The following is a 21,939-nucleotide window of genomic DNA, read 5'->3' on the forward strand; positions in this document are numbered from 1 at the left end:
GCCGAGCCGCCGCCTCCGCCGCCGAGTTCGGCCGATATCGAGAAGCTGATGCCCGCGCCGCCGAAGCCGATCGAACTCGCCGCCGCCGAACCGCCGCCTCCGCCGCCGAGTTCGGCCGACATCGAGAAGCTCATGCCGGCGCCGCCGAAGCCGATCGAGCTCGCCATGGCCGAACCGCCGCCTCCGCCGCCGAGCTCGGCCGACATCGAGAAGCTCATGCCGGCACCGCCGAAGCCGATCGAACTCGCCATGGCCGAACCGCCGCCCCCGCCGCCGAGTTCGGCTGACATCGAGAAGCTGATGCCGGCGCCGCCGAAGCCGATCGAACTCGCCATGGCCGAGCCGCCACCTCCGCCGCCAAGCTCGGCCGACATCGAGAAGCTGATGCCGGCGCCGCCGAAGCCGATCGAACTCGCCATGGCCGAGCCGCCGCCTCCGCCGCCCAGCTCGGCGGACATCGCGAAGCTCATGCCGGCGCCACCGAAGCCGATCGAACTCGCCATGGCCGAGCCGCCGCCTCCGCCGCCCAGCTCGGCCGATATCGAGAAGCTCATGCCGGCACCGCCGAAGCCGATCCAGCTTGCTGCGGCTGCACCACCTCCGCCACCGCCCACTTCGGCGGATATTGCGAAGCTGATGCCGGCTCCGCCGAAGCCCATGCAGCTTGCCGCAGCGGCGCCACCGCCTCCGCCGCCGACGTCGGCGGATATCAAGCGGCTGATGCCACCGCCGCCGCCACCTCCGAAGCCGCTCGATATCGGCACGCCGGCGGCGCCGCCTCCGCCGCCCACGTCGATCGACATCGCCAAGCTCACGCCGCCGGCGCCCCCGCCGCCGAAGCCGATCAACCTCGGCCCGCAGCCGGCCCCGCCGGCTCCGCCGACATCGGCCGACATCGCCAGGCAGGTCATGGCCGCCGCCGCGCCACCGAAGCCGCTCGACATCGGCTCGCCCGCGGCGCCGCCTCCGCCGCCCAGCTCGGCCGACATCAAGAAGCTGATGCCGCCGCCGCCGGCACCGCCGAAGCCAATCGAGATCGGCACCCCGGCGGCACCGCCACCGCCGCCCACGTCGGGCGACATCGCCAAGCTCACGCCACCGGCCCCACCGCCGCCGAAGCCGATCAATCTCGGCCCGCAGGCCGCACCGCCCGCGCCACCGACATCGGCCGACATTGCCAAGGCGACGCCGGTCGATCCCAACGCGTGGCCCAGGACGGCGGCCGAGCAGACCAAGAGCGTGCAGGTCCTGTTGCGCGAGTTCAGGTTCTACAGCGATCCGCCCGATGGCCGCGTCGGCCCGGCGACGCGCGCGGCGATCCGCGAGTATCAGGGAATGGCGGGGCTTCCCGTTACCGGCGAGCCGAACAAGGAGCTGTTCGATTCGCTGAAGGAAATGCAGGAACTGACCAAGCCCAAGCCGAAGACCGGCTCAAACTAGGCGACCGACATGCCGCCACCAGGCGGCAGGAAGAAGCGATGCCGCGTGCTGCGCGGCTTCGAGCGAACCGTACAAACCGAAGCAGGTCGCGCCGCTGCCGCTCATCGCGACATGAACGACGCCCTCGCTGCGCCGCAGATGGGCGAGCACGTCGTCGACCTCCGGCTGTAGCGAGACGGCGGCCTGCGTGAGATCGTTGCCGCGACGCGCGAGATCGGCAGCGAATGCGTCGAGGCTCGACCAGCCACCGGCGACAGGCGCGGCCGGGGAGAAGCCGCCTTGCCGCGCGGCGAACACGGCGGGCGTCGGCAGTGCGACGCCGGGATTGACCAGCAGGATCGCGCAGGCCGGCAGCTTCGGCGCGGGCGCAAGGCGCTCACCGATGCCCGTGGCCAAGGCGGGGCGTCCCGCGAGGCACATCGGCACGTCGGCGCCAAGCGACGCGGCGAGATCGAACAGTTCCTCCTCCGGCATCGCCACGCGCCACAGGTCGACCAGCGCCAGCAGGGTCGCGGCGGCATCGGCCGATCCGCCACCGAGACCGGCGGCCACGGGAATACGCTTGGTGAGACGAAGGGCAGCACGCGGGGCAACACCCGCACGGCCGGCCAACAGGCGCGCAGTCTTCAGCACGAGATTGTCCGAGGCATCGTCGCCATCGAGCGCCGCCGCCACCGGGCCCACGATCTGCAGCGACAGGTCGTTCGCCGGCGCGACCTCGATCTCGTCGGCGAGGTCGGTGAAGGCGATCAGCGAGTCGAGCAAATGGAAGCCGTCGGCGCGACGGCCGACGACGTTCAGCCAGAGATTGACCTTGGCTCGTGCGAGCGGCACGCCGCGATCAGCCGCCCTGCTTGGTATCGGCAGCCTTCTCGTAGACGGTCGGCTTGTCGTTCGAGGTGTTCAGGCCGTTGGCGATCTTGTCCTGGATCACCGGCAGCCGGTCCTTGTCGGGCTTCTGGTGCAGCGCGCGCTCCCACTGGAAGCGCGCCTCGCGGCGGCGGCCGACATGCCAGTAGGCGTCGCCGAGATGATCGGTGATCGTCGAATCGTCGCCCTTCTGCTCGGTCGCGCGCTCAAGCCACTCGACCGCCTTCTCGAACTGGCCGAGCCGGTAGTAGGCCCAGCCGACGCTGTCGGTGATGGCGCCGTCGTCCGGCCGCAGCTCGGTCGCGCGCTCCAGCATCTTCATGCCGTCCTGCAGGTGCAGGCCCTGGTCGATCCAGCTGTAGCCGAGATAGTTCAGCACGTAGGGCTGCTCGGGCGAGAGCTCGAGCGCCTTCTTCATGTCGGCCTCGGCCTTCGGCCAGTTCTTGGTGCGCTCGAGCACGATGCCGCGCCCGAAATAGACCTGCCAGTGACGCTCGTTCGGCGTGCCGAGACGCGAGATCGCCGTGTCGTAGGCGGCGACGGCATCGGCGAACTTGTCCTTGCTGCGCAGCAGGTCGGCCAGGGTGAGCGCCGCGTCGATACGGTCGGGCTTCTCGGCGACCAGCGTCTTGAGGCGCGCGACGGCCTGGTCGAACTTGTCTTCCTGAGCGTCGAGTGCCGCCGTGCGCAGGCGAGCCTGCCAGTAGAGCGGCGAGGTCGGGCCGATCTTGCCAAGTGCTGCAACGGCCTTGGGGATCTGGTTGAACTGCTCGTAGAGGCCCGCGATCATCAGCCAGGCGAAATCCTGGTCGGGCTTCAGCGAGGTCGCGAGCTGATAGAAGATCAGCGCCAGGTCGGAGCGCTGGTTGCGCTGGTCGGACGCGAGGATGCCGCCGATGTCGAACAGGATCTCGGCAATGCCCGACGCCGGCGTCGGCGGCTTGGGCATCGGCGCATTGGGACCCATCAGCCCGTCCATGACGACGGAATCGCTGTAGCGGGTGCCGTAGGTCTTCAGCATCTCGCGCGCTTCGGCATCCTTGCCGAGGCGGCGCAGACCTTCGGCCACGGAGATCGTGGTGCGCAGGCCGTTTTGATCGATCGACATGGCGCGACGGTACTTCGCCTCGGCGGCGGCCTTGTCGCCCGCCATCTCGTCGATCTGCCCTTCGATCACCAGCGCCGGCGCCTCGGCCCGCTCGCCGGCCGCGGGCTTCAGCCGCGACAGGTAGGAACGTGCCGACGCGTAATCCTTTTCGCCGGCCTTCAGCCACGCCATCACGTATTCACGCAGCGCGCCCAGCTGGTTCTCGGCACCGATGCGGGTGAGCTGCTGCTCGGCCGCCTTATAATCGGCCTTCTTGATCGCTTGGACCGCCATCACGAGGTTGGCGAAGCCATCGCCCGGGCGCGTCGCCAGCACCGCCGGCGCCAGCTCGGCGGCCTGGTCGATGCGGCCCGCATACATGCGCAGGCGGAAGACGGCATAGATCAGCTCGGGATCGAGCGGCGTCAGCGCCAGCGCCTGGTCCATCTGGTCGGCCGCGGCGTCGTAGTCGTGGTCCTGCTCGCCGACACGGGCGGCGAGATAGCGGCCCTGCAGCGAGATCGGCGCGAGGCGCTGACCGGGAGGCTGGGTCGTGGCGGGCCGGGCCGGCGGCTTGGCGCCGCCTTGTTGTGCCGGGCCCTGCTGGGCCTGGCCGGCGAGAGGAAGAGCGAACAGCAGCGCTGCCGACAGCAGCGCGAGGGGGGTGCGGTTCATACGGCTCACATGTTGGGGTAATTGGGACCGCCGCCGCCTTCGGGAACGGTCCAATCGATGTTCTGCGCGGGATCCTTGATGTCGCACGTCTTGCAGTGCACGCAATTCTGCGCGTTGATCTGGAAGCGCGGCTGGCCGTTGTCGGCGGTCACGACTTCATAAACTCCGGCCGGGCAGTAGCGCTGCGCAGGCTCCGCATAAAGCGGCAGGTTCACCGCGATCGGGATCGACGGATCGCGCAGCTTGAGGTGAACCGGCTGGTCTTCTTCGTGGTTGGTGTTCGACAGGAACACCGAGGAGAGCTTGTCGAAGGAGATCACGCCATCGGGCTTGGGATACTGGATCGGCTGGAACTCGCTGGCCGGGCGCAGCGTCTCGTGGTCGGCCTTGTGGTGATGCAAGGTCCACGGCACGCGGATGCCGAGATCGTGCAGCCACATGTCCATGCCGCCGTAGAGCGTGCCGAGCGTGGTGCCCCACTTCAGCGCCGGCTTCACGTTGCGCACCTTGTCGAGATCCTTCCAGATCCACGACGCCTTCAGCTTCACCGGATAGGCGATCAGCTCGTCACCGCCGGTCTTGCCGCCGGCCAGCGCCTCGAACGCCGCTTCAGCGGCAAGCATGCCGCTCTTCACGGCGTTGTGGCTGCCCTTGATGCGCGGCACGTTGACGAAACCGGCCGAGCAACCGATCAGCGCGCCACCCGGGAAGGTGAGCTTCGGGATCGACTGCAGGCCGCCTTCGTTGATGGCGCGCGAGCCATAGACCAGCCGCTTGCCGCCCTTGAGATACTTGGCGACGTCGGGATGCGTCTTGAAGCGCTGGAACTCGTCGAACGGCGAGAGGTACGGGTTCTCGTAGCTGAGATGCACCACGAGGCCGATGGCAACCAGGTTGTCGCCGAAATGGTACATGAACGAACCGCCCGAGCTGTTCGTCTCCGACAGCGGCCAGCCCTGCGAGTGGACCACGAGGCCCTTGCGGAAGTTGGCAGGGTCGACCTGCCACAGTTCCTTGATGCCGATGCCGAACTTCTGCGGATCGACACCATCGCGCAGGTCGAACTTGGCCATCAGCTGCTTGGCGAGCGAGCCGCGCACGCCCTCGCCGATCAGCGTGTACTTGGCATGCAGCTCCATGCCCGGCGTGTAGCTGTCCTTGTGCTTGCCGTCCTTGCCGATGCCCATGTCGCCAGTGGCGACGCCCTTCACCGAACCGTCCTCGTTGTAGAGGACTTCGGCCGCGGCAAAGCCCGGATAGATCTCGACGCCCAGCGCCTCGGCCTGCTGGCCGAGCCAACGGCAGACCTCGCCCAGGCTGACGATGTAGTTGCCGTGATTGTTCATCAGCCGCGGCAGCAGGAAATTGGGGAAGCGGTAGGAGCCGCCCTTGGTGAAGAACAGGAACTGGTCGTCGGTGACCTGGGTCTCGAGCGGCGCGCCCTTTTCCTTCCAATCCGGAATGAGCTCGTTGAGGCCGATCGGGTCGACCACCGCGCCCGACAGGATGTGGGCGCCGAGTTCCGAGCCCTTCTCCAGCACGCAGACGGAGACTTCGTGATTGCGCTCGGCGGCGAGCTGCTTCAGACGGATCGCCGCCGACAGTCCGGCCGGACCGCCACCCACGATCACCACGTCGTATTCCATCGCCTCGCGCGTCATACCTGTCTCGCTCTGCAATTCCATTTTCCCGATGGACGCGCGCCTGTCGGACGGCAATCCTTTGATTTAGATAGCCTGTCGGGGGCTGGATCGCCACCCGCTGAAAAGGGGAATTCCTGTGCCAGAGTTGATCGAAATCGAAAGCAAGACCTTCTCTGCGCGCGATTTCAGGCTGGAAAGTGGCAAGACGCTACCCGTCCTCGAACTTGCCTACGAAACCTACGGCACGCTGGCGCCGGCCAAGGACAACGCCATCCTCGTGGTGCACGGCTACACCTCGTCTCATCACGCTGCAGGCAAGAATGCGTCCGGCAAGCAGGGCCGCGGCGTCGCCGAGGGTGCGGCCGGCTGGTTCGACGGGCTGATCGGCCCGGGCAAGGCGATCGACACCGACCGTTTCTTCGTCGTTTCGGTGAACGCCCTGGGCTCGGCGCATGGCAGCTCCGGTCCCAACAGCACCGATCCCGGCACCGGCAAGCCCTACGGCCCGACCTTCCCGGAGATCACGCTCCGCGACATGGTGGCCAGCCAGAAGCTGCTGGTCGATTCGCTCGGGCTGAAGAGCCTCGTCGCGGTGGTTGGCCCCTCGATGGGCGGCTTCCAGTCGTTCCAGTGGGCCGCCTCCTTCCCCGGCTTCATGAAGGGCATCGCCGCCTCCGTGACCTCGCCGCGCGCGCCCGGTCGCCTCGGTGGCTTGGAAGCGCTTCAGAAACGCCTCGCCGACGATCCGAACTGGAACGGCGGCTGGTACTACGAGAATGGCGGCATTCCCGGCACCCTGGAGCAGATCCGTTACGAGACGCTGCTGAACTACGGCCAGGGCGAAGCCGAGGCCAAGGTCGCGGCCAAGAGCTGGGCCAAGATCTACGACGGCCATTCGCTGGTCACCCTGCGGCGCGCGATCGACGGGTTCGACATCACCAAGCAGTACGACCAGCTCAAGAAGACCAAGGTCCTCTATGTGATCTCGAAGACCGACAAGCTGTTCGACCTCACCGACTGCGCCGCCTACGCGCTCGACATGCGCAAGGCCGGCGTCGACCTCACCTATGTCGAGATGCCGTCGGACAAGGGCCATATGGCGAGCCACGCCGACGCCGCGATGTGGGCGCCGATCCTCGGCGCCTTCATCAAGAGCCTCGCATGACCGAAACGGCGTTCTCTCCGCAGGACGCCGCAGCGCTTTTGCGCTGGTACGTCGATCACGGCCTCGACGAGACGATCGGCGAGGAAGCGATCGACCGCTTCGCGCTGCCGCCGCCGGCCGCGGTCGCCATGGCGCCGGTGCCTGCCGCATCGGCACCCGCCGCGCCGACCCCGATCCGCGCTCCCGCAGCGCCGCCGGTCGTGCGCGCGCCCGTGCCGCTGGAATCGCCTCAGCTCGCCGAGGACGCGCGCACGGTCGCGCAGCAGGCCAACACCATCGCCGAACTCGAAGAGGCGGTCCGTGCCTTCGAAGGCTGCGCGCTGAAGCGCACCGCCAAGAACACGGTGTTCGCCGACGGCGTCGCCGGCGCGCCGGTGATGATCGTGGGCGAGGCGCCGGGCGCCGACGAGGATCGCCTCGGCAAGCCGTTCGTCGGCGTCAGCGGCCAGCTCATGGACCGCATGTTCTCAGCCATCGGCATGAGCCGCGAACGCGACCTCTACATCACCAACATTCTGTTCTGGCGCCCGCCCGGCAACCGCACGCCGACGCTCGCCGAGCAGGCGATCTGCCTCGCCTTCACGCGCCGCCACATCGAGCTCGCCAAACCGAAGCTCGTGGTGCTGGCCGGCGGCACCGCCGTGAAGGCCGTACTGAACACGACCGAGGGCATCACCCGCCTGCGCGGCAAGTGGGCGACATTGACGCTCGACGACGGCAGCGAGGTTCCCGCCCTCCCGACCTTCCACCCGGCCTTCCTGCTGCGCACACCGGCCAGCAAACGCCAGAGCTGGGCCGACCTGCTGTCGGTCGACAAGCGGCTGAAGGAACTCGGCGCGCGCTAACCTCCGTCGTCCTGAGCGGAGCCGCCCAAAGGGCGGCGCAGTCGAAGGACCTCTTTTCCAACGCACAGTTCGTCGAAGTGAAAAGAGGTCCTTCGACTGCGCGCCTACGGCGCTCCGCTCAGGACGACGGCGGTATTTAAAGCTTCTTCCTCAGGAAGAACTTCTTATGGCCGGGCGGGAAGTCGTCGAGCGTGGCGAAGACTTCGTAGCCGCGCTTCTCGTAGAAGGGGCGGGCCTGCCAGGTGTGCGTATCCAGATGTGCGGAGTGGCAGCCGCGCTTCACGGCATAGTCCTCGGCGGCATCCATCAGGCGGGTCGCATGGCCCTGGCCGCGCAGGGCCTCGTCGACCCACAGGATCGAGACGAACAGCCAGTCGGACCAGACGTAGCCCAGAAGGCCGCCCAGGGTTTCGCCCTTCTCGCCCTTCAGGAAGATATTGCAGGGATAGTAGTCGCTCTTGCCCGTGCGGCTCGAATTGAACATCGAGAGACGGTCGCGCACATAGTCGGCCGCACGCGCATTGTCGGGGTCGAAGACGAGTTCGACCTTTTCCATCAGCGCATCGCGGCGCGCTGGCGAACCAGCGCCAGCACGCTGCGGCCAATCGGCATATCGACGCCGACCCATTCCGACATCTCGACGACGGCGCCCAGCAGCGCATCGATCTCGAGCGGACGGCCGCGTTCGAGGTCCTGCAGCATCGAGGTTTTGTGAGCGCCGACCTCGGCGCCGCCGGCGATGCGCTTGTCGACGTTGATCGCGAACTTCACGCCGAGTTTCTCGGCGACCGCCTGCCCCTCGACCATCAGCGCGCGGCAGACCGCATGCGTGCCGGGATCGCTGATCACCTTGTCGAGCGTCGCACCGGTCAGCGCACTGATCGGGTTGAAGGCCATGTTGCCCCAGAGCTTGACCCACAATTCGTCGCGGATGCGCGGCCGCACCGGCGCCTTGAGGCCGGCCTTGATCAGCAGCTCGGAGAACTTCGACGCGCGCTCGCTGCGGCTGCCGTCGGGCTCGCCCAGGGTGAAGCGGTCGCCGTAGGTGTGCTGGATGACGCCCGGCTCGATCACGTCCGCAGCCGGGTAGACGATGCTGCCGAGCACCTGCGACGGCGGCAGGCCCGCGGTCAGCGCGCCCTCATGGTCGATCGACTGGATGACCTTGCCTTCGAAGTCACCGCCGAGCTTGTAGGTGTACCACCAGGGCACGCCGTTGATCGCCGCGACAATGGTGGTGTTCGGCCCGATCAGCGGCTTGAGCTGCGCCATCGCCGGCAACAGCGAGTGCGCCTTCAGGGTCAGGACCAGATAGTCCTGCGGCCCGATCTCCTTCGGGTCGGAGGCGACACGGGGTTCCGTCACCGTTTCCTTGCCTTCGCTCAACAGGACGAGGCCTTTGGTGCGCAGCGCCTCGCCATGAGGGCCGCGCGCCACGACGGTGACGGGCGTGCCGGCCATTTCGAGCTTGGCCGCCATCAGGCCGCCGATCGCACCGGCGCCGAAAACGCAGATCGAGGTCACGTCGTCTTCCTCAGGCCTTCGCTTCGCCGAGGCCGAGCTTGGCAGCCAGGCCGATGCGCTGCAGTTTGCCCGTGGCACCCTTCGGGATCTCAGTCACGAACAGGACCTTGCGCGGCACCTTGAAGTCGGCGGCGTGCTTGGCCACGAAGTCGCGCAGCTCGCGTTCCGTCGCCTCGTGGCCCGCGCGCAGCACGACGACCGCGCCGACATCCTCGCCCAGCATCGGATGCGGAATGGCGAAGGTCACGCACTGCTCGACCGCGGCATGATCCATCAGGATCGTGTCGATCTCGATCGGGCTGATCTTCTCGCCGCCGCGGTTGATGATCTCCTTGAGGCGGCCCGTCAGGAACAGGTAGCCGTCCTCGTCGAAGCGGCCCTGGTCGCCGGTGCGGAACCAGCCCTCGGCGAAGGCCTTGAGGTTGGCGTCGGGATTCTTGTCGTAGCCCGCGGTGACGTTCGGTCCCTTGATGACGACCTCGCCGATCGTGCCCTGCGGCTGGAAGTGTCCGGCCTCGTCCATGATGGCGATCTGCGGACCTGCCGGCAGGCCGACGGCGCCGGGCTTGCGCTTGCCCGGGGGCAGCGCGTTGGACGCCATCTGGTGGCTGGCCTCGGTCATGCCGTAGGCCTCGATCACCGGGCAGTCGAACGCGGCTTCGAGTTCGAGCATGACCTGCGGCGGCAGCGACGCCGACGAGGAGCGGATGAACCGCAGCTTGGCGGCCTTGGCTGCATCGGCATGGCTGCGCAGGCGCGTCAGGATCGCCTGATGCATCGTCGGCACGGCCGTGTACCAGGTCGGCTTCACCTCCTCGAGCTGGGCGAAGAAGCGCAGCGCGTTGAAGCCCGGCGTGCACGAAACGCCGGCGCCGGCGCCGAGCGACGACAGCGTCGCGGCGATCAGGCCGTGGATGTGGAACAGCGGCATGATGTTCATGCAGCGATCGCCCGGCGTCAGCGCCAGCGACTCCGCGATATGGCGCGCCGAGGCGGCGAGGTTGGCCGTCGACAGCGGCACGATCTTCGGGCGCGCGGTCGTGCCCGAGGTGTGCAGCACCAGCGCGATCTCGCCGTCGACCGACGTGCCCGGGCTCGCGGCCTTGGCCGGCTTCAGCGCCGAGACGTCGAGGGTGAAGCTGCCGGCCGGACCCGCTTCATTCGGCACCAGCTCGATGATCGGCACGCCGACCTTCTCGGCCATCGCGCGCACCGGGCTGTCCATGCCCTTCTGCACGATCACGGCCTTGGGCTTCAGGTCGTCGAGATAGAACTCGAACTCGTCGGCGCGATAGGCCGGATTGAGCGGCGCCGAGCTGGTGCCCGACGCGACGGCGATGAACGACGACGCCATCTCCGGCCCGTTCGGCGCGACCATCGCGACGCGATCGCCGCGGCCGATGCCGACCGCGTTGAGCGCGGCCAGCGTGTCGTCCGTGAGCTTCTTCAGATCGCCATAGGTGAGCCAGGGCCGTCCCGGCGCGCCGATGGCCGGCGCGTCGGGCTTGCCCGCGGACGTGACGTCGTAAACGGTCTTGATCATCGTGAGGTCCTCAAGCGGCCGCCTTCTCGTCGGCGATGATGCGGTCGTAGGCCGGCAGGGTCAGGAACTCGTAGAACTGCGGCTGCTCGACCAGGTCGATCATGAGCTGGGCGGCGTCCTCGTAGCGACCTTTGGCATAAGCCTCCTCGCCGATCTGCGCCTTCACCTTGTCGTTCTCCTCGCGCACGATCTGGCGCACGAGGTCCTTGGTGATGGCGCGACCGTCATCGAGCTTCTGGTTGTGGCGCACCCACTGCCAGACCTGCGCGCGGCTGATCTCGGCGGTGGCGGCGTCTTCCATCAGGTTGAACAGCGGCACGCAGCCGATGCCGCGCAGCCAGGCCTCGACGTAGCCGATGCCCACGGCCACGTTCTGGCGCAGGCCGGCTTCGGTCTTCGGACCGGTCGGCATGGTGATCAGGTCGGCCGGCGTCACATGCACGTCCTGGCGCTTGCGCGCGATCTGGTTCGGCTCCTTCATTACGGCGTCGAACTCGGCCTTGGCGATCGGCACGAGACCGGGGTGCGCGACCCAGGTGCCGTCATGGCCGTCGCCGGCTTCGCGCTTCTTGTCGGCATGGACGCGGCCCATCGCCTCGTCGTTGGCCTTCGGGTCGTTCTTGATCGGAATCTGCGCCGCCATGCCGCCCATCGCGTGCACTTCGCGGCGATGGCAGGTCTTGATCACGAGCTGGCTGTAGGAGCGCAGAAAGTGCGAGGTCATGCCGACCGTGCCGCGATCCGGCAGCACCGCCCACTCCTGCTCACGGAACTTCTTGATGAAGGAGAAGATGTAGTCCCAGCGGCCGCAGTTGAGGCCAGCCGAATGATCCTTTAGCTCCCACAGGATCTCGTCCATCTCGAAAGTGGCGAGGATGGTCTCGATCAGCACGGTGGCCTTGATCGACTTCTGCGGCACGCCGAGCGCGTCCTGGGCTGCAACAAACACGTCGTTCCACAGGCGCGCCTCGAGATGGCTCTCCATCTTCGGCAGGTAGAAGTACGGGCCGGTGCCGCGCGACAGCGCTTCCTTGGCGTTATGGAAGAAGTAGAGGCCGAAATCGAACAGCGAGCCCGACATCGGCTTGCCGTCGACCGTCACGTGCTTCTCGAGCAGGTGCCAGCCGCGCGGGCGCACGAACAAGGTCGCGATCTTGTCGTTCAGCTTGTAGGACTTGCCGTTGTTGGGATCGAGGTAGTCGATCTGGCGGCGCACCGCGTCGGCGAGGTTGAACTGGCCCTCGATCATGTTCGCCCAGGTCGGGGTCGAGGCGTCCTCGAAGTCGGCCATGAAGACGTTGGCGCCGCAGTTCAGCGCATTGATGATCATCTTGCGGTCGACCGGTCCGGTGATCTCGACACGACGGTCGAGGATGTCCTTGGGCAGCGGCGCGACGGTCCAGTCGCTCTCGCGGATTTTCGCGGTCTCCGGGAGGAAATCAGGCTTCTCGCCGGCATCCAGGCGCTTCTGGCGCTCGACGCGGGCGGCCAGCAGTTCCTCGCGGCGGGCATTGAACTTGCGCTGCAGGTCGGCAACGAAGGCGACTGCCTCTTTGGTGAGCACCTTTTCAAAGCCGGGCTTGATGGCGCCGTCGATCGTCACGCCCGCCGGAAGGTCCAAAGCAGCCATAGTCGTTCCCCTCGAAATTCGTTCGGATACAGTCGAAAGGGCGATTTACCGCCTTGAGGGCATGCCCGGCAAGGCGCTACGAGGGCTCATGGACGCCGCTTTTGTCGTGGACTGGCTGAATCTGCTGCTGCGCTGGGCCCACATGATCGTGGGCATCGCCTGGATCGGCGCCTCCTTCTATTTCATCTGGCTGGATAACCACCTGCACCAGCCGCTCGACCCAGCCGACATCGACAAGGGAATCGGCGGCGAGGTCTGGGCGGTCCACGGCGGCGGCTTCTACACCGCCAAGAAGTTCAAGGTGGCGCCGGAGCGGCTGCCGCCCGAGCTGCACTGGTTCAAGTGGGAAGCCTACACGACGCTGGTCACCGGCTTCTTCCTGCTCTGCCTCGTCTACTATTACGGCGCCGAGGTCGCGCTGATCGATCCGTCGGTCATGCAGCTCACGCAGGCGCAGGCGATCGCCATCGGGCTCGGGTTCCTGGTGCTGGGCTGGCTGGTCTACGACTGGCTCTGCCGCTCCGCGCTCGGCCAGGACGACCTGGTGCTGGGCGGGCTGATCTTCCTCTACTGCGTGATCGCGGCCTGGGCGCTCTGCCACATCTTCTCCGGCCGCGGCGCCTACATCCATTTCGGCGCGATGCTGGGCACCATCATGGTGCTGAACGTCTACTTCGTGATCATCCCGGGCCAGCGCGAACTGGTGAAGGCCAAGGAAGAAGGTCGCATCCCCGATCCGATCCACGGGCTGCGCGGCCGCCAGCGTTCGGTGCACAACACCTATTTCACGCTCCCGGTGCTGTTCACGATGATCAGCAACCACTATGCCGGCCTCTACGGCCACGAGTGGAACTGGGTGCTGCTGATCATGATCTCGATCGCAGGTGCGCTGGTCCGCGTCTGGTTCGTGCAGCGTCACAAGGGCAACGCCAACCCGCTGGTCCTGGCGATGGGCTTCGTCTTCATCGCCTTCACCGCCCTGCTCGCCCTGCCCCGGCCAAGCGCCGACGGCGGCGGGCCGGTCGCCTTCGACCAGGTGCAGCCCATCATCCAGGCGCGTTGCACACCCTGTCACGCGGCGAAGCCGACCCAGGAAGGCTTTCTGGCGCCGCCCAAGGGAATCCTGCTGGAGACGCCGTCGCAGATCCACGCCATGGCGGCCGCCATCAACCAGCAAGCCGCCGCCTCGAGGGTGATGCCTCCCGGTAACATGACGAACATCACCGACGCCGAGCGCCGCATGATTGCGCGCTGGTTCAAAGGCGGCGCACAATAGGCGGCATGAACGTCCGCTCCCGCGGCTTGCCGTGGCGTCGCCTCCTGTCGGCGGCCCTGGCGGCGGTCGCGATCTTCCTCTTCTGGACCCAAGTCTCCGAACGCGGCCAGCGCGAAGCCGCGCGCGGACCCACGATCTCCGCCGAAGCGCGTGAAGCGGGTCAGGGCTGGGGTGCCAGCGTAGGCTTCGCCGACCAGCGCCGCCTCGACGAGCACTATCAGAAACACGGCGCCGAATTCGGCCGCATCACCAAGCCGGACTATCTCCGCCAGGCTCAACTGCTGCGCGATGCCAAGGTGGGTGGACCGATCCTCGAGACCGTGCGGCGTGACGGCGTCGTGACGCGCTTCGACCGTGACACCGGCGCCTTCATCGCCTTCAATGCCAACGGCGTCATACGCACTTTCTTCAAACCCAACGACGGCGAGCGCTACTACCGCCGGCAGTCCGAACGGGGGAATGATTGAAGCCGCCACCACCGCCCGGTCCGCCCAACGTCGCCGACCTGCAGGAGCTGATCGATCAGTGGGCCACCTTCGCCCGCGACCTCGAGCGGGAAGGCTACAATTTCGACCTCGACAACTGGTTGAACGACGTCGACGTGCGCGAGCTGATCCTCGAGGCGCTGCCGATGTTCGGCCGCGAGGAGATGGGCGACCACGCCTTGAAGCTCGACGATGCCGACCGGGCGTTCATGGCCGCCACGCGCGAATTCAAGCGCTGCGTCTGGGGCGGCGGCACCGCCCGCAAGGAGAAATGGACCGCCGCGACGAACTGGTGGTACTTCCGCACACCGGCCCGCTCCAACGCCCAGCTTGAAGACGAGCTCGCCACGGTTCGCTAAGACGATGGCATGAGCACGCCGAAAATCCTGGTCGAGGCCAATGGGCCGGTGACTACCATCACCATCAACCGGCCGCAGGCCAAGAACGCCCTCGACAACGAGGCCGCGCACGGACTTGCCGATGCGCTGCGCGCCTTCGAGGCCGATGCCGTGGCGCGCGTCGCCGTGCTGACCGGCGCAGGCGGCGCCTTCTGCGCCGGCGCCGATCTCAAGGAGCTGGGCTCCGGCACCGATTATTTTCCGTGGGCCGGCAGTGACGAGGGCCCGCTGCGCGCGCCACTCTCCAAGCCGGTGATCGGCGCCGTCGAGGGCCATGCCTGTGCCGGCGGCCTCGGCGTCGCGCTGTTCTGCGACATCCGCATCGTCGACGAAACGGCGACCTTCGGCGTCTTCTCGCGCCGCTGGGGCGTGCCGATGAGCGACGGCACGACGGTGCGCCTGCCGCGCATCGTGGGCCAGGGCCGCGCCATGGACATGCTGCTGACCGGCCGCGCCGTCGGCGCCGACGAGGCGATCGCCATCGGCCTCGCCACCCGCAAGTTCGCGCGCGGCACGACCCGCGCCGAGGCCGAGACCTTGGCGCGCCAGATCGCGGGCTTCCCGCCGATCGCCATGACCTCGGACCGCCAGTCCGCCTACGAAAGCTTCGACCGAGACGAGGCGTCGGCGATCCGGCGCGAGATGGAACTGTCGCTGGACGCCCGCCGGCAGGAATCGCAAGGCGGAGCCGCGCGCTTCGCCAGCGGCGAAGGCCGGCACGGCCAATTCAAGAAGTAAGAGGAAGCGATGCGAGCTTTGGTGTGCGAGGCCTATGGCCCGGTCGAGTCTCTCAAGATCATGGACATGCCCAAGCCCACGCCGGGGCCGGGCGAGATTCTCGTCAAGGTCGGCGCTGCGGGCGTGAGCTTCGCGGCGATGCTCGGCGTCCAGGGCAAGCACCAGAACAAGCCGCCGCTGCCCTTCGTGCCGGGCAACGAGATCTCGGGTGAAGTCGTGGCGCTGGGCGACGGCGTCAGTCATCTCAAGATCGGGCAGCGCATCGCCACCGGCGGCAGCCGCGGCGGCTTCGCCGAATATTGCGTGACCATTGCCGCCAATGCGGTGCCGATCCCCGACGCCCTGCCCTACGCCGAGGCGACGAATTTCCCGACCCTCTATCCCACCGCCTATGGCGCACTGAAGTGGAAGGCCAACCTGCAGCCGGGTGAAGTGCTGCTGGTCCATGGCGCGGGCGGCGGCTCGGGCCTGACCGGCATCGAGGTCGGCAAGGCGATGGGCGCCACCGTGATCGCGAGCGCCGGCGGCGCCGACAAGCTCGCCGCCGCCAAGGCCGTGGGCGCCGATCACCTGATCGACTACCGCTCGGAGGACCTGCGCACCAAGGTTCTGGAGCTGACCGACGGGCGCGGCGCTGATGTAATTTACGATCCGGTCGGCGGCGATGCCTTCGCGGCGTCGATGCGCTGCGTGGCGCCCGAAGGCCGCATCATCCCGATGGGATTCGCGAGCGGCGTCATTCCCCAGATCCCGGCGAACATCCTGTTGGTCAAGAACGTGACGGTGATCGGCTTCTACTACGGCTACTACAACGGCTGGGGCGGCAAGACCGCGCCGACGGAAAAGGAAGCCCGTGCGCTGGCCCGCCGGCGCGCGATGGTGATGGATGCGCAGGCAGAACTGATGCGCTGGTTCACCGAAGGCAAGCTCAAGGCGATGGTCGCCGCCAGCTACGACCTTGCAGATTGGGTGAAGGCTTTCCGCCTGATCGAGGAGCGCACCGTCGTCGGCAAGGCCGTATTGGTCCCGTAACGCGGGAACGCTTGTCGGCGCTGCAATCGTTCCGGCATAGTCAAATCGCATGCCGGTTCAATGGACGATCTCCAAGCCCCATCGACTCGTGATTGCGGTCGCGCGGGATGAACTGCGCCTCGAGGATATCGAAAACTATCTCGACGGCGTCGCCGTGGCGGACGCCCTGCCCTACCGCAAGATCTTCGACATGACGCATGCCGATGTCGGTCTGAGCGACACCGACATGATGGCGATCGGCGCCCGCATCCGCGCTTATATGAAAGTCGACAAGCTTGGCCCGATCGCCATCGTCGCGGTCACCGAGCGCGCCTACCAGCAGGCCCGCCTGTTCGAAGTCCTGGCCGAAGGCGACCGGCCGGTGAAGATCTTCCGCGAGCTGCATCACGCCCGCGAGTGGCTCGACAGTTTCGAGCCGCCGGCCTAACCGCGGCGGAACACGCTCGACGCGACGACCGCTGCCGACGAGGCGAGCGCAATGACGCCGGCGAACACGACGGGTTCGTTCACTGCGGCCAGACTTTGGGGAAGGTCTCGCATTCGAGCCGGTCGCCGGGCTTCAGCCCATGCCCTTCGATCGGCGGCGAGATCTGGCCGGCGCGCGCGCCGTAGCGCGCATCGTCGCCGCACCAGCGCGTCGCCCAGGCGCGACGGCGGCGCGAGGTCGAGCGGTTGCCCGAAGCGCCGTGCAGGGTGAGCGCATGGAAGGCGATGACGTCGCCCGGCTCCATGTCCCAGGCGAGGAACTCGTGGCTATCGCGCTCGGCATCGAGATCGGGCAGCGGCTCAAAGCGGCTGTCCTGGACCTGCAGGTCGACGCCGCCCTGCTTGAAGAACTTGGGCTGGAACCAGCGGCCCCAGCGGTGCGAGCCCTTCACGTATTCGACGCAGGTCGCACGATCGACCGGATCGAGGGGCGTCCACAGCGAGACGACCTGCTCGCCGTCGATCGGATAGTAGGGCTGGTCGTGATGCCAGGGCGTGCGCTCCTGCGTGCCCGGCTCCTTCACCAAAAGATGGTCGTGATAGTAGACGACCTCCTTCGAGCCCATGAGCTTCGCGGCGATCTCGCGCGCGGGCGATTCGTAGACGAAGGCACGCGCATCCGGATGGCGCTGCCAGAGCTGGAAGTCGACAAAGAAGAGCCCGGGCGAGCCCTTGGGCGTGTTGATGCGCACCATCGGTCCCGGCCTGGCCATGTCGTCGTCGACGGCGGCGCGCATGCGCTCGATCCACTCCATCGGAATGGCGTTGCGCAGGCAGATGGCGCCGTCCTCGCGATAGCGGGCAATCTCGGCGTCGGTCGGCATCGGCATGTCAGATCTCTCCAAAATCGCCGCCGCGGCCCTTGCCGGCGGCGAAGCGGGCCGCGCCCTTGCGCGACTCGGCTTGCAGCGCCGGCATGCCATGGCGGGCTTCGTTGACGAGGGCAGCCGGCACGTCGAGCGACCACTGGTCGTAGGACGAGCGCCGGTCGGAGCGCAGGCAGGTCTGCGGAAATTTCGCGAGGATCTCGGCCAGCGCCAGGGCTCCATCGAGCGCCTGTCCCTCGGGCACCAGCCGGTTGGCCAGTCCCCAGTCGAACGCTTCGCGCGCACCGACCTCGCGGCCGGTCAGGATCATGTCGAGGGCACGGCTGTGGCCAATCAGGCGCGGCAAACGAACGGTGCCGCCATCGATCAGCGGCACGCCCCAACGCCGGCAGAACACGCCGAACTTCGCGCTCTCCGACGCCACGCGCAGGTCGCACCACAGCGCCAGTTCGAGACCGCCCGCGACGGCATAGCCCTCGACGGCGGCGATCACCGGCTTGGAGAGGAGATGGCGCGTCGGCCCCATCGGACCGGGGCCGGCGGGATCGTGCTGGCCCACGCCTTCCCGCGTGGCCGCGACCTTGAGGTCGTAGCCCGCGCAGAACGAGCCGCCGCGTCCGGTCAGGATGGCGACGGATTGGGTTTCATCGGCGTCGAAAGCGAGGAAGGCCTCGCGCAGCAGGATGGCGGTCTCGGGATCGACGGCGTTGCGGGCCTCGGCGAAGCGGTCGATCGAGACGATCGTCGTCGCGCCCTCCCGCTCGACCGCGACCTTTGCCACCTTACCGGCCCTGCATCATGCGCAACGGTGTGTAGACCAGCACCGTCTCGCCCTTCTGGTTCTTGATCAGGTTGGTGGTCCGCACCAGTGCGCGCGACGGGTCCTTGGAGGTCGGCTTGATCTCCGTCACCTCGATCTCGACGTGGATCGTGTCGTTCACGTAGGTCGGGCCCTTGATGTCGAAGCCCATCGACAGGAATGCGAGACCCGAGCCCTGCAGGGTCGTCGGAATCACGAGACCTTCCGCCATGGAGTAAACCAAGGCGCCTGGCACGGGATGCCCGCCGCGCATGGGTGCATGGCTCTGGATGTATTCCTTGTTGGTGAACAGTTCCTCGGAAAAGCCGCAAAGGGTCACGAAGTTCAGGAGATCGGCCTCGAAGATCGTCCGGCCATAGGTGACGAAAGTGTCGCCGACCTTCAGGTCGCGCCAGTTCCAGCCTTCACCGAGCTGTTTCACGGGGCCGTTCCCTTAGTGTGCGTGGGCGGGGTGTGCGCCTTCGCGCAACTTGTATAGCCTGCTGCAGTAGGGACATTCGACATGTCCCTCGCTGCCCAGGTTCAGGTAGACTTTGGGATGGCCCAACGCGCCGCCACCGCCATCGCAGGCGACGCGGTCAGTATCGACAGTGATGACTTCAAACGGCTCCGTCACGATCCCACTCCTGTTACGCCGGCGAATGATAGCGGCCTCGGCTGCCGCGGTCATGCTCTCCGCCTGTGCCCCGACCGTCGTTCCGGCGGGCGGCTCGGTGCAGGCGCCGAAGCTGACCGACGACCGTTATGTCGCGGCGGACGGGACTTCGCTACCGCTGTCGGTCTGGCCTGCGGCAAAGGGCGCGCCCAAGGCGGTCATCCTGGCCCTGCACGGCTTCGGCGACTATCGCATGGCCTGGGAGGAGCCGGCCGGCACCTGGTCCGGCGCCGGCATCACCACCTATGCCTATGACCAGCGAGGCTTCGGCGGCAGCCCGACACGCGGCCGCTGGCCGGGCACCGACGCCCTGGTCGACGACGCCAAGGCGGTCGCGGAGCTGATCCGCGCCCGCCATCCTGGCGTGCCCTTCTACCTGGCCGGCGAGAGCATGGGCGGCGCCGTCGTGCTGGTCGCGGCCGACCGCGGCACCCCGTCGGACGGGCTGATCCTGTCGGCGGCGGCGGTGCGCTCGCGCGACACGTTCGGCCCGCTGACCAGCGCCGGCCTGTGGTTCTTCGCCCATACCATCCCGTGGATGCCAGCCGGCCCGACCTCGATCGACTACCAGCCGACCGACAATCCCAAGACCATCGACAAGCTGCGCAACGACCCGATGATGCTGCGCCAGCCGCGCCTCGACATGGCCTACGGGCTGGTCGACCTGATGGACGATGCCCGCGCCTCGGCCGCGAAGGTGCGCGAGCCCTACCTCATGATGTACGGGCTGGGCGATCGCATCGTGCCGCAGGAACCGGTGAAGGCCGCCATCGAGATCATGCCGCCGCGCGCCGATTCGAAGCTCGCCTTCTACAAGAACGGCTATCACCTGCTGATGCGTGACAAGGCGGGGCCGGCGGTCACCGAAGACGTGGTCGTGTGGATCTCCGATCACGAGGCCAAGCTGCCGTCCGGCGCTGACGCCTCGCAGTCCCAGCCCGAGATGGCTGGCCTCTGGGGATCGAAGCGGAGCCGCTGAACGCGGCTCGCCGATCAGGCTTTTAAGCGCCGCAGCGAATGATGACGGAGGCCGCGCCGCGCACCGCAGTCATGTCGCCGCGCGTCGGCATGTTTTCCATCTTGAGCACCGTGTAGTTGCCGCCGCTGCTGTTGCACATGGCGACCGCGCGGGTCTGGCAGCCGCCGGGCTCCTTGCAGCTGATGGAGATCGCGGGCTTGCCGTCGGTCCAGGTGACCTGCGTCGCGTTCGATTCGGTGCGGGGATCTTCGCCGGGCGTACCCTTGGCCATGCCGCAGGCCGCGACCAGAGCTGCGATGCCCACCACGAACATCCCCTGAATCATCGATCGCGTCGTCATCGGCTCTCCCCTTTGGCCCTGCATGAAAAGGGCAAACGACAGTACATCGCGGCCGCAGACGGGTGCAAGGTCACGCGGGCGTGCCTGCTCCCTGCCTCGGGTCCATCGACCAATTTGTGAACGCGACGTGATCTTGCGCTGCCGGGAAAGACTCTAGGGTGAGGCATGAAAACCCACCTCAAGTCCCTGTTCCTCTTCGGCCTCGCCGGACTGGCGCTGGCGCCCGCGGCGCCGCATGCCCAACAGACCAACGAGCAACTCGCCGCACGCTGCGCCGAACTCGGCGGCCTGTACGACCGCTACAATCTGCGACGCGGCGAGGGCTCGGGCGGCCCCGACATGACTCGTCTCGGGGCCGGCATCGACTGCCAGAAGGGCCGTTACCAGCAAGGCATCAAGGCGCTGGAAGATCTCCTCCAGCGCAACCGCATCCCCTATCCGCCGGCCGGCTGAGGCCTACTTCGCCTTCAGCTTGAAGTCGCGCCACTGGACGATGCCGGTGGCGTTGTCGAGGGTCATGCCGTCGAGCTGCTTCTTGAGTTCGTGCGCCGTCGGCCGCCACAGGAGCGTGCTTTCGCCGCTCGCGCCTTCGAACCGGCCGGTGCCGCCCGTCAGCTTGAAGGTGCCGCGGCAACCCACGAGCTCGTAGCCGGCGCAGTCCCAGTCGCCGAAGGCGGTTGCGCCGTCGTTCGCCGTGAAGGTGCAAGCGCCCGAGGCGCTGGTCGCGCGGGTCCCCTGGTCGATCTTCGACGACACGGCACAGCCGACGCGCCCGGCCTGCTGCGGCCCTTCGTCGGTCTCGATGAACATCGGGCCGGCCAGGGTCGCCGCCACGAAGAGCTGCTTCTCACCCGCGCGCACGATGCTGCCGTTGGCAACCACCACCGCGAAGGCATTGAAAGTCTGGACATCGTCCTGCGCCAGCGCCGGGCTGGAGGCGGCAGCGACGACAAGGGCGCCCGCGAGGGCGCGGCTGAAGATCGTCATGGGCCGCCTCACTTGAAATCGATGATGACGGCGTCGGCGCCGAGCGACACCGCCAGGCCCTGTCGACGCGTCTTCAGGTCGATCATCACGCCATTGGTGTTCTCGAGCCACATCTCACCTTTGCCCTGGTCGCCGGCCGCCATGCCGTAGCGCGCCTGGCCGTAGGCGCCGGGGAACTGGCGCAGCGTCTTGAGATTGTAGACGTCGCCATAGGCTTCCATCTTGGAGACGCCGAAGCCGCCGACGCCCAGTCCACCGACGGAGAAGCGATAGTTCTTTCCTTCGTAATGGAGCGTGCCGCTGCCAACATTGCCGCTGCCGAAGAAGGCAACCTGGACCTGCTCGATGCTGACCGTCCCCGACTTGACCCGCTGCTGGGCGATCGCCGGCGCCGCCAGAATCGATCCGACAGCTCCCACCGACCCGACCAGCGCCTGACGGCGCCCGAGCAAACGCACTCTCTTCACGCTCATGTAGCTCTCCCCGCTCAACCG

Annotated in this window: 25 protein-coding genes and 1 pseudogene; 11 read left to right on the plus strand and 15 right to left on the minus strand. The window is 67.4% G+C overall.

Annotated elements, in window-relative coordinates; translation table 11 throughout:
* Window positions 1-554 (minus strand): annotated as a pseudogene (locus tag AC1RP5_RS25010) (hypothetical protein); the annotation flags it as partial.
* Between AC1RP5_RS25010 and AC1RP5_RS25015 the strand changes: the two are divergent.
* Window positions 553-1,440 carry a peptidoglycan-binding domain-containing protein gene (locus tag AC1RP5_RS25015; RefSeq protein ID WP_493115279.1) on the plus strand — a complete coding sequence of 296 codons (888 nt, stop codon included), beginning with the start codon at window positions 553-555 and terminating at the stop codon, window positions 1,438-1,440. The pseudogene AC1RP5_RS25010 and the gene AC1RP5_RS25015 sit on opposite strands and share 2 nt — an antisense overlap.
* On the opposite strand, the gene AC1RP5_RS25020 is transcribed toward AC1RP5_RS25015, so the two are convergent.
* From AC1RP5_RS25020 to AC1RP5_RS25030, 3 genes are read right to left on the minus strand one after another with little or no spacing between them, the layout of a single operon-like run.
* Complete coding sequence (locus tag AC1RP5_RS25020; protein WP_493115280.1) at window positions 1,432-2,274, minus strand: 4-(cytidine 5'-diphospho)-2-C-methyl-D-erythritol kinase; 843 nt, start codon at window positions 2,272-2,274, stop codon at window positions 1,432-1,434. The genes AC1RP5_RS25015 and AC1RP5_RS25020 overlap by 9 nt on opposite strands.
* Window positions 2,275-2,281: 7 nt before the next feature.
* Window positions 2,282-4,072: a tetratricopeptide repeat protein gene (locus AC1RP5_RS25025; RefSeq protein ID WP_493115281.1), complete on the minus strand. Its 1,791-nt coding sequence runs from the start codon at window positions 4,070-4,072 to the stop codon at window positions 2,282-2,284.
* A gap of 5 nt (window positions 4,073-4,077) precedes the next feature.
* The gene (locus AC1RP5_RS25030; protein ID WP_493115283.1) at window positions 4,078-5,733 is read right to left on the minus strand and encodes an electron transfer flavoprotein-ubiquinone oxidoreductase; all 1,656 of its coding nucleotides are present in this window, start codon (window positions 5,731-5,733) and stop codon (window positions 4,078-4,080) included.
* 118 nt (window positions 5,734-5,851) lie between these two features.
* Here AC1RP5_RS25030 and AC1RP5_RS25035 point away from each other — a divergent pair, with 118 nt between their 5' ends.
* Both AC1RP5_RS25035 and AC1RP5_RS25040 read left to right on the plus strand, forming a co-directional pair.
* Window positions 5,852-6,880 (plus strand): alpha/beta fold hydrolase, encoded by a 1,029-nt coding sequence (locus AC1RP5_RS25035; protein WP_493115285.1) that lies wholly within the window; start codon window positions 5,852-5,854, stop codon window positions 6,878-6,880.
* Window positions 6,877-7,725: a uracil-DNA glycosylase gene (locus tag AC1RP5_RS25040; protein ID WP_493115286.1), complete on the plus strand. Its 849-nt coding sequence runs from the start codon at window positions 6,877-6,879 to the stop codon at window positions 7,723-7,725. The genes AC1RP5_RS25035 and AC1RP5_RS25040 overlap by 4 nt, the downstream gene beginning before the upstream one ends.
* A gap of 136 nt (window positions 7,726-7,861) precedes the next feature.
* Here AC1RP5_RS25040 and AC1RP5_RS25045 read toward each other — a convergent pair whose 3' ends face one another.
* From AC1RP5_RS25045 to aceB, 4 genes are read right to left on the minus strand one after another with little or no spacing between them, the layout of a single operon-like run.
* On the minus strand, window positions 7,862-8,281 hold the full coding sequence (locus AC1RP5_RS25045; protein ID WP_493115288.1) for a GNAT family N-acetyltransferase: 420 nt from the start codon (window positions 8,279-8,281) through the stop codon (window positions 7,862-7,864).
* Window positions 8,281-9,249, minus strand: a complete 969-nt coding sequence (locus tag AC1RP5_RS25050) for a 2-dehydropantoate 2-reductase (RefSeq protein WP_493115290.1) — start codon at window positions 9,247-9,249, stop codon at window positions 8,281-8,283. Before AC1RP5_RS25050 ends, AC1RP5_RS25045 begins: the two co-directional genes overlap by 1 nt.
* 10 nt (window positions 9,250-9,259) lie before the next feature.
* Complete coding sequence (locus tag AC1RP5_RS25055) at window positions 9,260-10,792, minus strand: acyl--CoA ligase (protein WP_493115292.1); 1,533 nt, start codon at window positions 10,790-10,792, stop codon at window positions 9,260-9,262.
* A 10-nt stretch (window positions 10,793-10,802) separates the two neighbouring features.
* Entirely contained in the window at window positions 10,803-12,422 is a 1,620-nt protein-coding gene (gene aceB / locus AC1RP5_RS25060; protein WP_493115294.1) for a malate synthase A, read from the minus strand.
* An 88-nt stretch (window positions 12,423-12,510) separates the two neighbouring features.
* On the opposite strand from aceB, the gene AC1RP5_RS25065 reads away from it, so the two are divergent.
* The 6 genes from AC1RP5_RS25065 to AC1RP5_RS25090 are packed head-to-tail and all read left to right on the plus strand — an operon-like array spanning window position 12,511 to window position 16,778.
* On the plus strand, window positions 12,511-13,698 hold the full coding sequence (locus AC1RP5_RS25065) for a urate hydroxylase PuuD (RefSeq protein WP_493115296.1): 1,188 nt from the start codon (window positions 12,511-12,513) through the stop codon (window positions 13,696-13,698).
* Between the two features lie 5 nt (window positions 13,699-13,703).
* Window positions 13,704-14,165: a hypothetical protein gene (locus AC1RP5_RS25070; RefSeq protein ID WP_493115297.1), complete on the plus strand. Its 462-nt coding sequence runs from the start codon at window positions 13,704-13,706 to the stop codon at window positions 14,163-14,165.
* Window positions 14,162-14,542, plus strand: coding sequence for a hypothetical protein (locus AC1RP5_RS25075; protein ID WP_493115299.1), 381 nt, complete (start codon window positions 14,162-14,164; stop codon window positions 14,540-14,542). Before AC1RP5_RS25070 ends, AC1RP5_RS25075 begins: the two co-directional genes overlap by 4 nt.
* Window positions 14,543-14,551: 9 nt before the next feature.
* Window positions 14,552-15,319, plus strand: coding sequence for a crotonase/enoyl-CoA hydratase family protein (locus AC1RP5_RS25080; RefSeq protein ID WP_493115300.1), 768 nt, complete (start codon window positions 14,552-14,554; stop codon window positions 15,317-15,319).
* A 9-nt stretch (window positions 15,320-15,328) separates the two neighbouring features.
* Window positions 15,329-16,351 carry an NADPH:quinone oxidoreductase family protein gene (locus AC1RP5_RS25085; protein ID WP_493115302.1) on the plus strand — a complete coding sequence of 341 codons (1,023 nt, stop codon included), beginning with the start codon at window positions 15,329-15,331 and terminating at the stop codon, window positions 16,349-16,351.
* A gap of 49 nt (window positions 16,352-16,400) precedes the next feature.
* Window positions 16,401-16,778, plus strand: coding sequence for a hypothetical protein (locus AC1RP5_RS25090; protein ID WP_493115304.1), 378 nt, complete (start codon window positions 16,401-16,403; stop codon window positions 16,776-16,778).
* 79 nt (window positions 16,779-16,857) lie between these two features.
* On the opposite strand, the gene AC1RP5_RS25095 is transcribed toward AC1RP5_RS25090, so the two are convergent.
* From AC1RP5_RS25095 to AC1RP5_RS25110, 4 genes are read right to left on the minus strand one after another with little or no spacing between them, the layout of a single operon-like run.
* Window positions 16,858-17,667 carry a phytanoyl-CoA dioxygenase family protein gene (locus AC1RP5_RS25095; protein WP_493115305.1) on the minus strand — a complete coding sequence of 270 codons (810 nt, stop codon included), beginning with the start codon at window positions 17,665-17,667 and terminating at the stop codon, window positions 16,858-16,860.
* 1 nt (window position 17,668) lies between these two features.
* Window positions 17,669-18,445 carry a crotonase/enoyl-CoA hydratase family protein gene (locus AC1RP5_RS25100; protein WP_493115307.1) on the minus strand — a complete coding sequence of 259 codons (777 nt, stop codon included), beginning with the start codon at window positions 18,443-18,445 and terminating at the stop codon, window positions 17,669-17,671.
* A gap of 1 nt (window position 18,446) precedes the next feature.
* Window positions 18,447-18,905 carry a MaoC family dehydratase gene (locus tag AC1RP5_RS25105; RefSeq protein ID WP_493115309.1) on the minus strand — a complete coding sequence of 153 codons (459 nt, stop codon included), beginning with the start codon at window positions 18,903-18,905 and terminating at the stop codon, window positions 18,447-18,449.
* 12 nt (window positions 18,906-18,917) lie between these two features.
* A complete protein-coding gene (locus tag AC1RP5_RS25110; protein ID WP_493115311.1) occupies window positions 18,918-19,154 on the minus strand; it encodes a zinc-finger domain-containing protein in 237 nt (78 codons plus the stop codon).
* On the opposite strand from AC1RP5_RS25110, the gene AC1RP5_RS25115 reads away from it, so the two are divergent.
* The gene (locus AC1RP5_RS25115; protein WP_493115313.1) at window positions 19,153-20,118 is read left to right on the plus strand and encodes an alpha/beta hydrolase; all 966 of its coding nucleotides are present in this window, start codon (window positions 19,153-19,155) and stop codon (window positions 20,116-20,118) included. The genes AC1RP5_RS25110 and AC1RP5_RS25115 overlap by 2 nt on opposite strands.
* Before the next feature lie 22 nt (window positions 20,119-20,140).
* On the opposite strand, the gene AC1RP5_RS25120 is transcribed toward AC1RP5_RS25115, so the two are convergent.
* A complete protein-coding gene (locus AC1RP5_RS25120) occupies window positions 20,141-20,458 on the minus strand; it encodes a hypothetical protein (protein WP_493115315.1) in 318 nt (105 codons plus the stop codon).
* A 165-nt stretch (window positions 20,459-20,623) separates the two neighbouring features.
* Here AC1RP5_RS25120 and AC1RP5_RS25125 point away from each other — a divergent pair, with 165 nt between their 5' ends.
* The gene (locus AC1RP5_RS25125) at window positions 20,624-20,911 is read left to right on the plus strand and encodes a hypothetical protein (RefSeq protein WP_493115316.1); all 288 of its coding nucleotides are present in this window, start codon (window positions 20,624-20,626) and stop codon (window positions 20,909-20,911) included.
* 3 nt (window positions 20,912-20,914) lie between these two features.
* Here the strand turns inward: AC1RP5_RS25125 and AC1RP5_RS25130 are convergent, their stop codons facing one another.
* Both AC1RP5_RS25130 and AC1RP5_RS25135 read right to left on the minus strand, forming a co-directional pair.
* The gene (locus AC1RP5_RS25130; RefSeq protein ID WP_493115317.1) at window positions 20,915-21,445 is read right to left on the minus strand and encodes a hypothetical protein; all 531 of its coding nucleotides are present in this window, start codon (window positions 21,443-21,445) and stop codon (window positions 20,915-20,917) included.
* Between the two features lie 8 nt (window positions 21,446-21,453).
* Complete coding sequence (locus tag AC1RP5_RS25135; RefSeq protein WP_493115319.1) at window positions 21,454-21,918, minus strand: hypothetical protein; 465 nt, start codon at window positions 21,916-21,918, stop codon at window positions 21,454-21,456.
* Between the last annotated feature and the right edge of the window lie 21 nt (window positions 21,919-21,939).

This window comes from Reyranella sp. GW821-FHT12G01, from assembly GCF_058806575.1.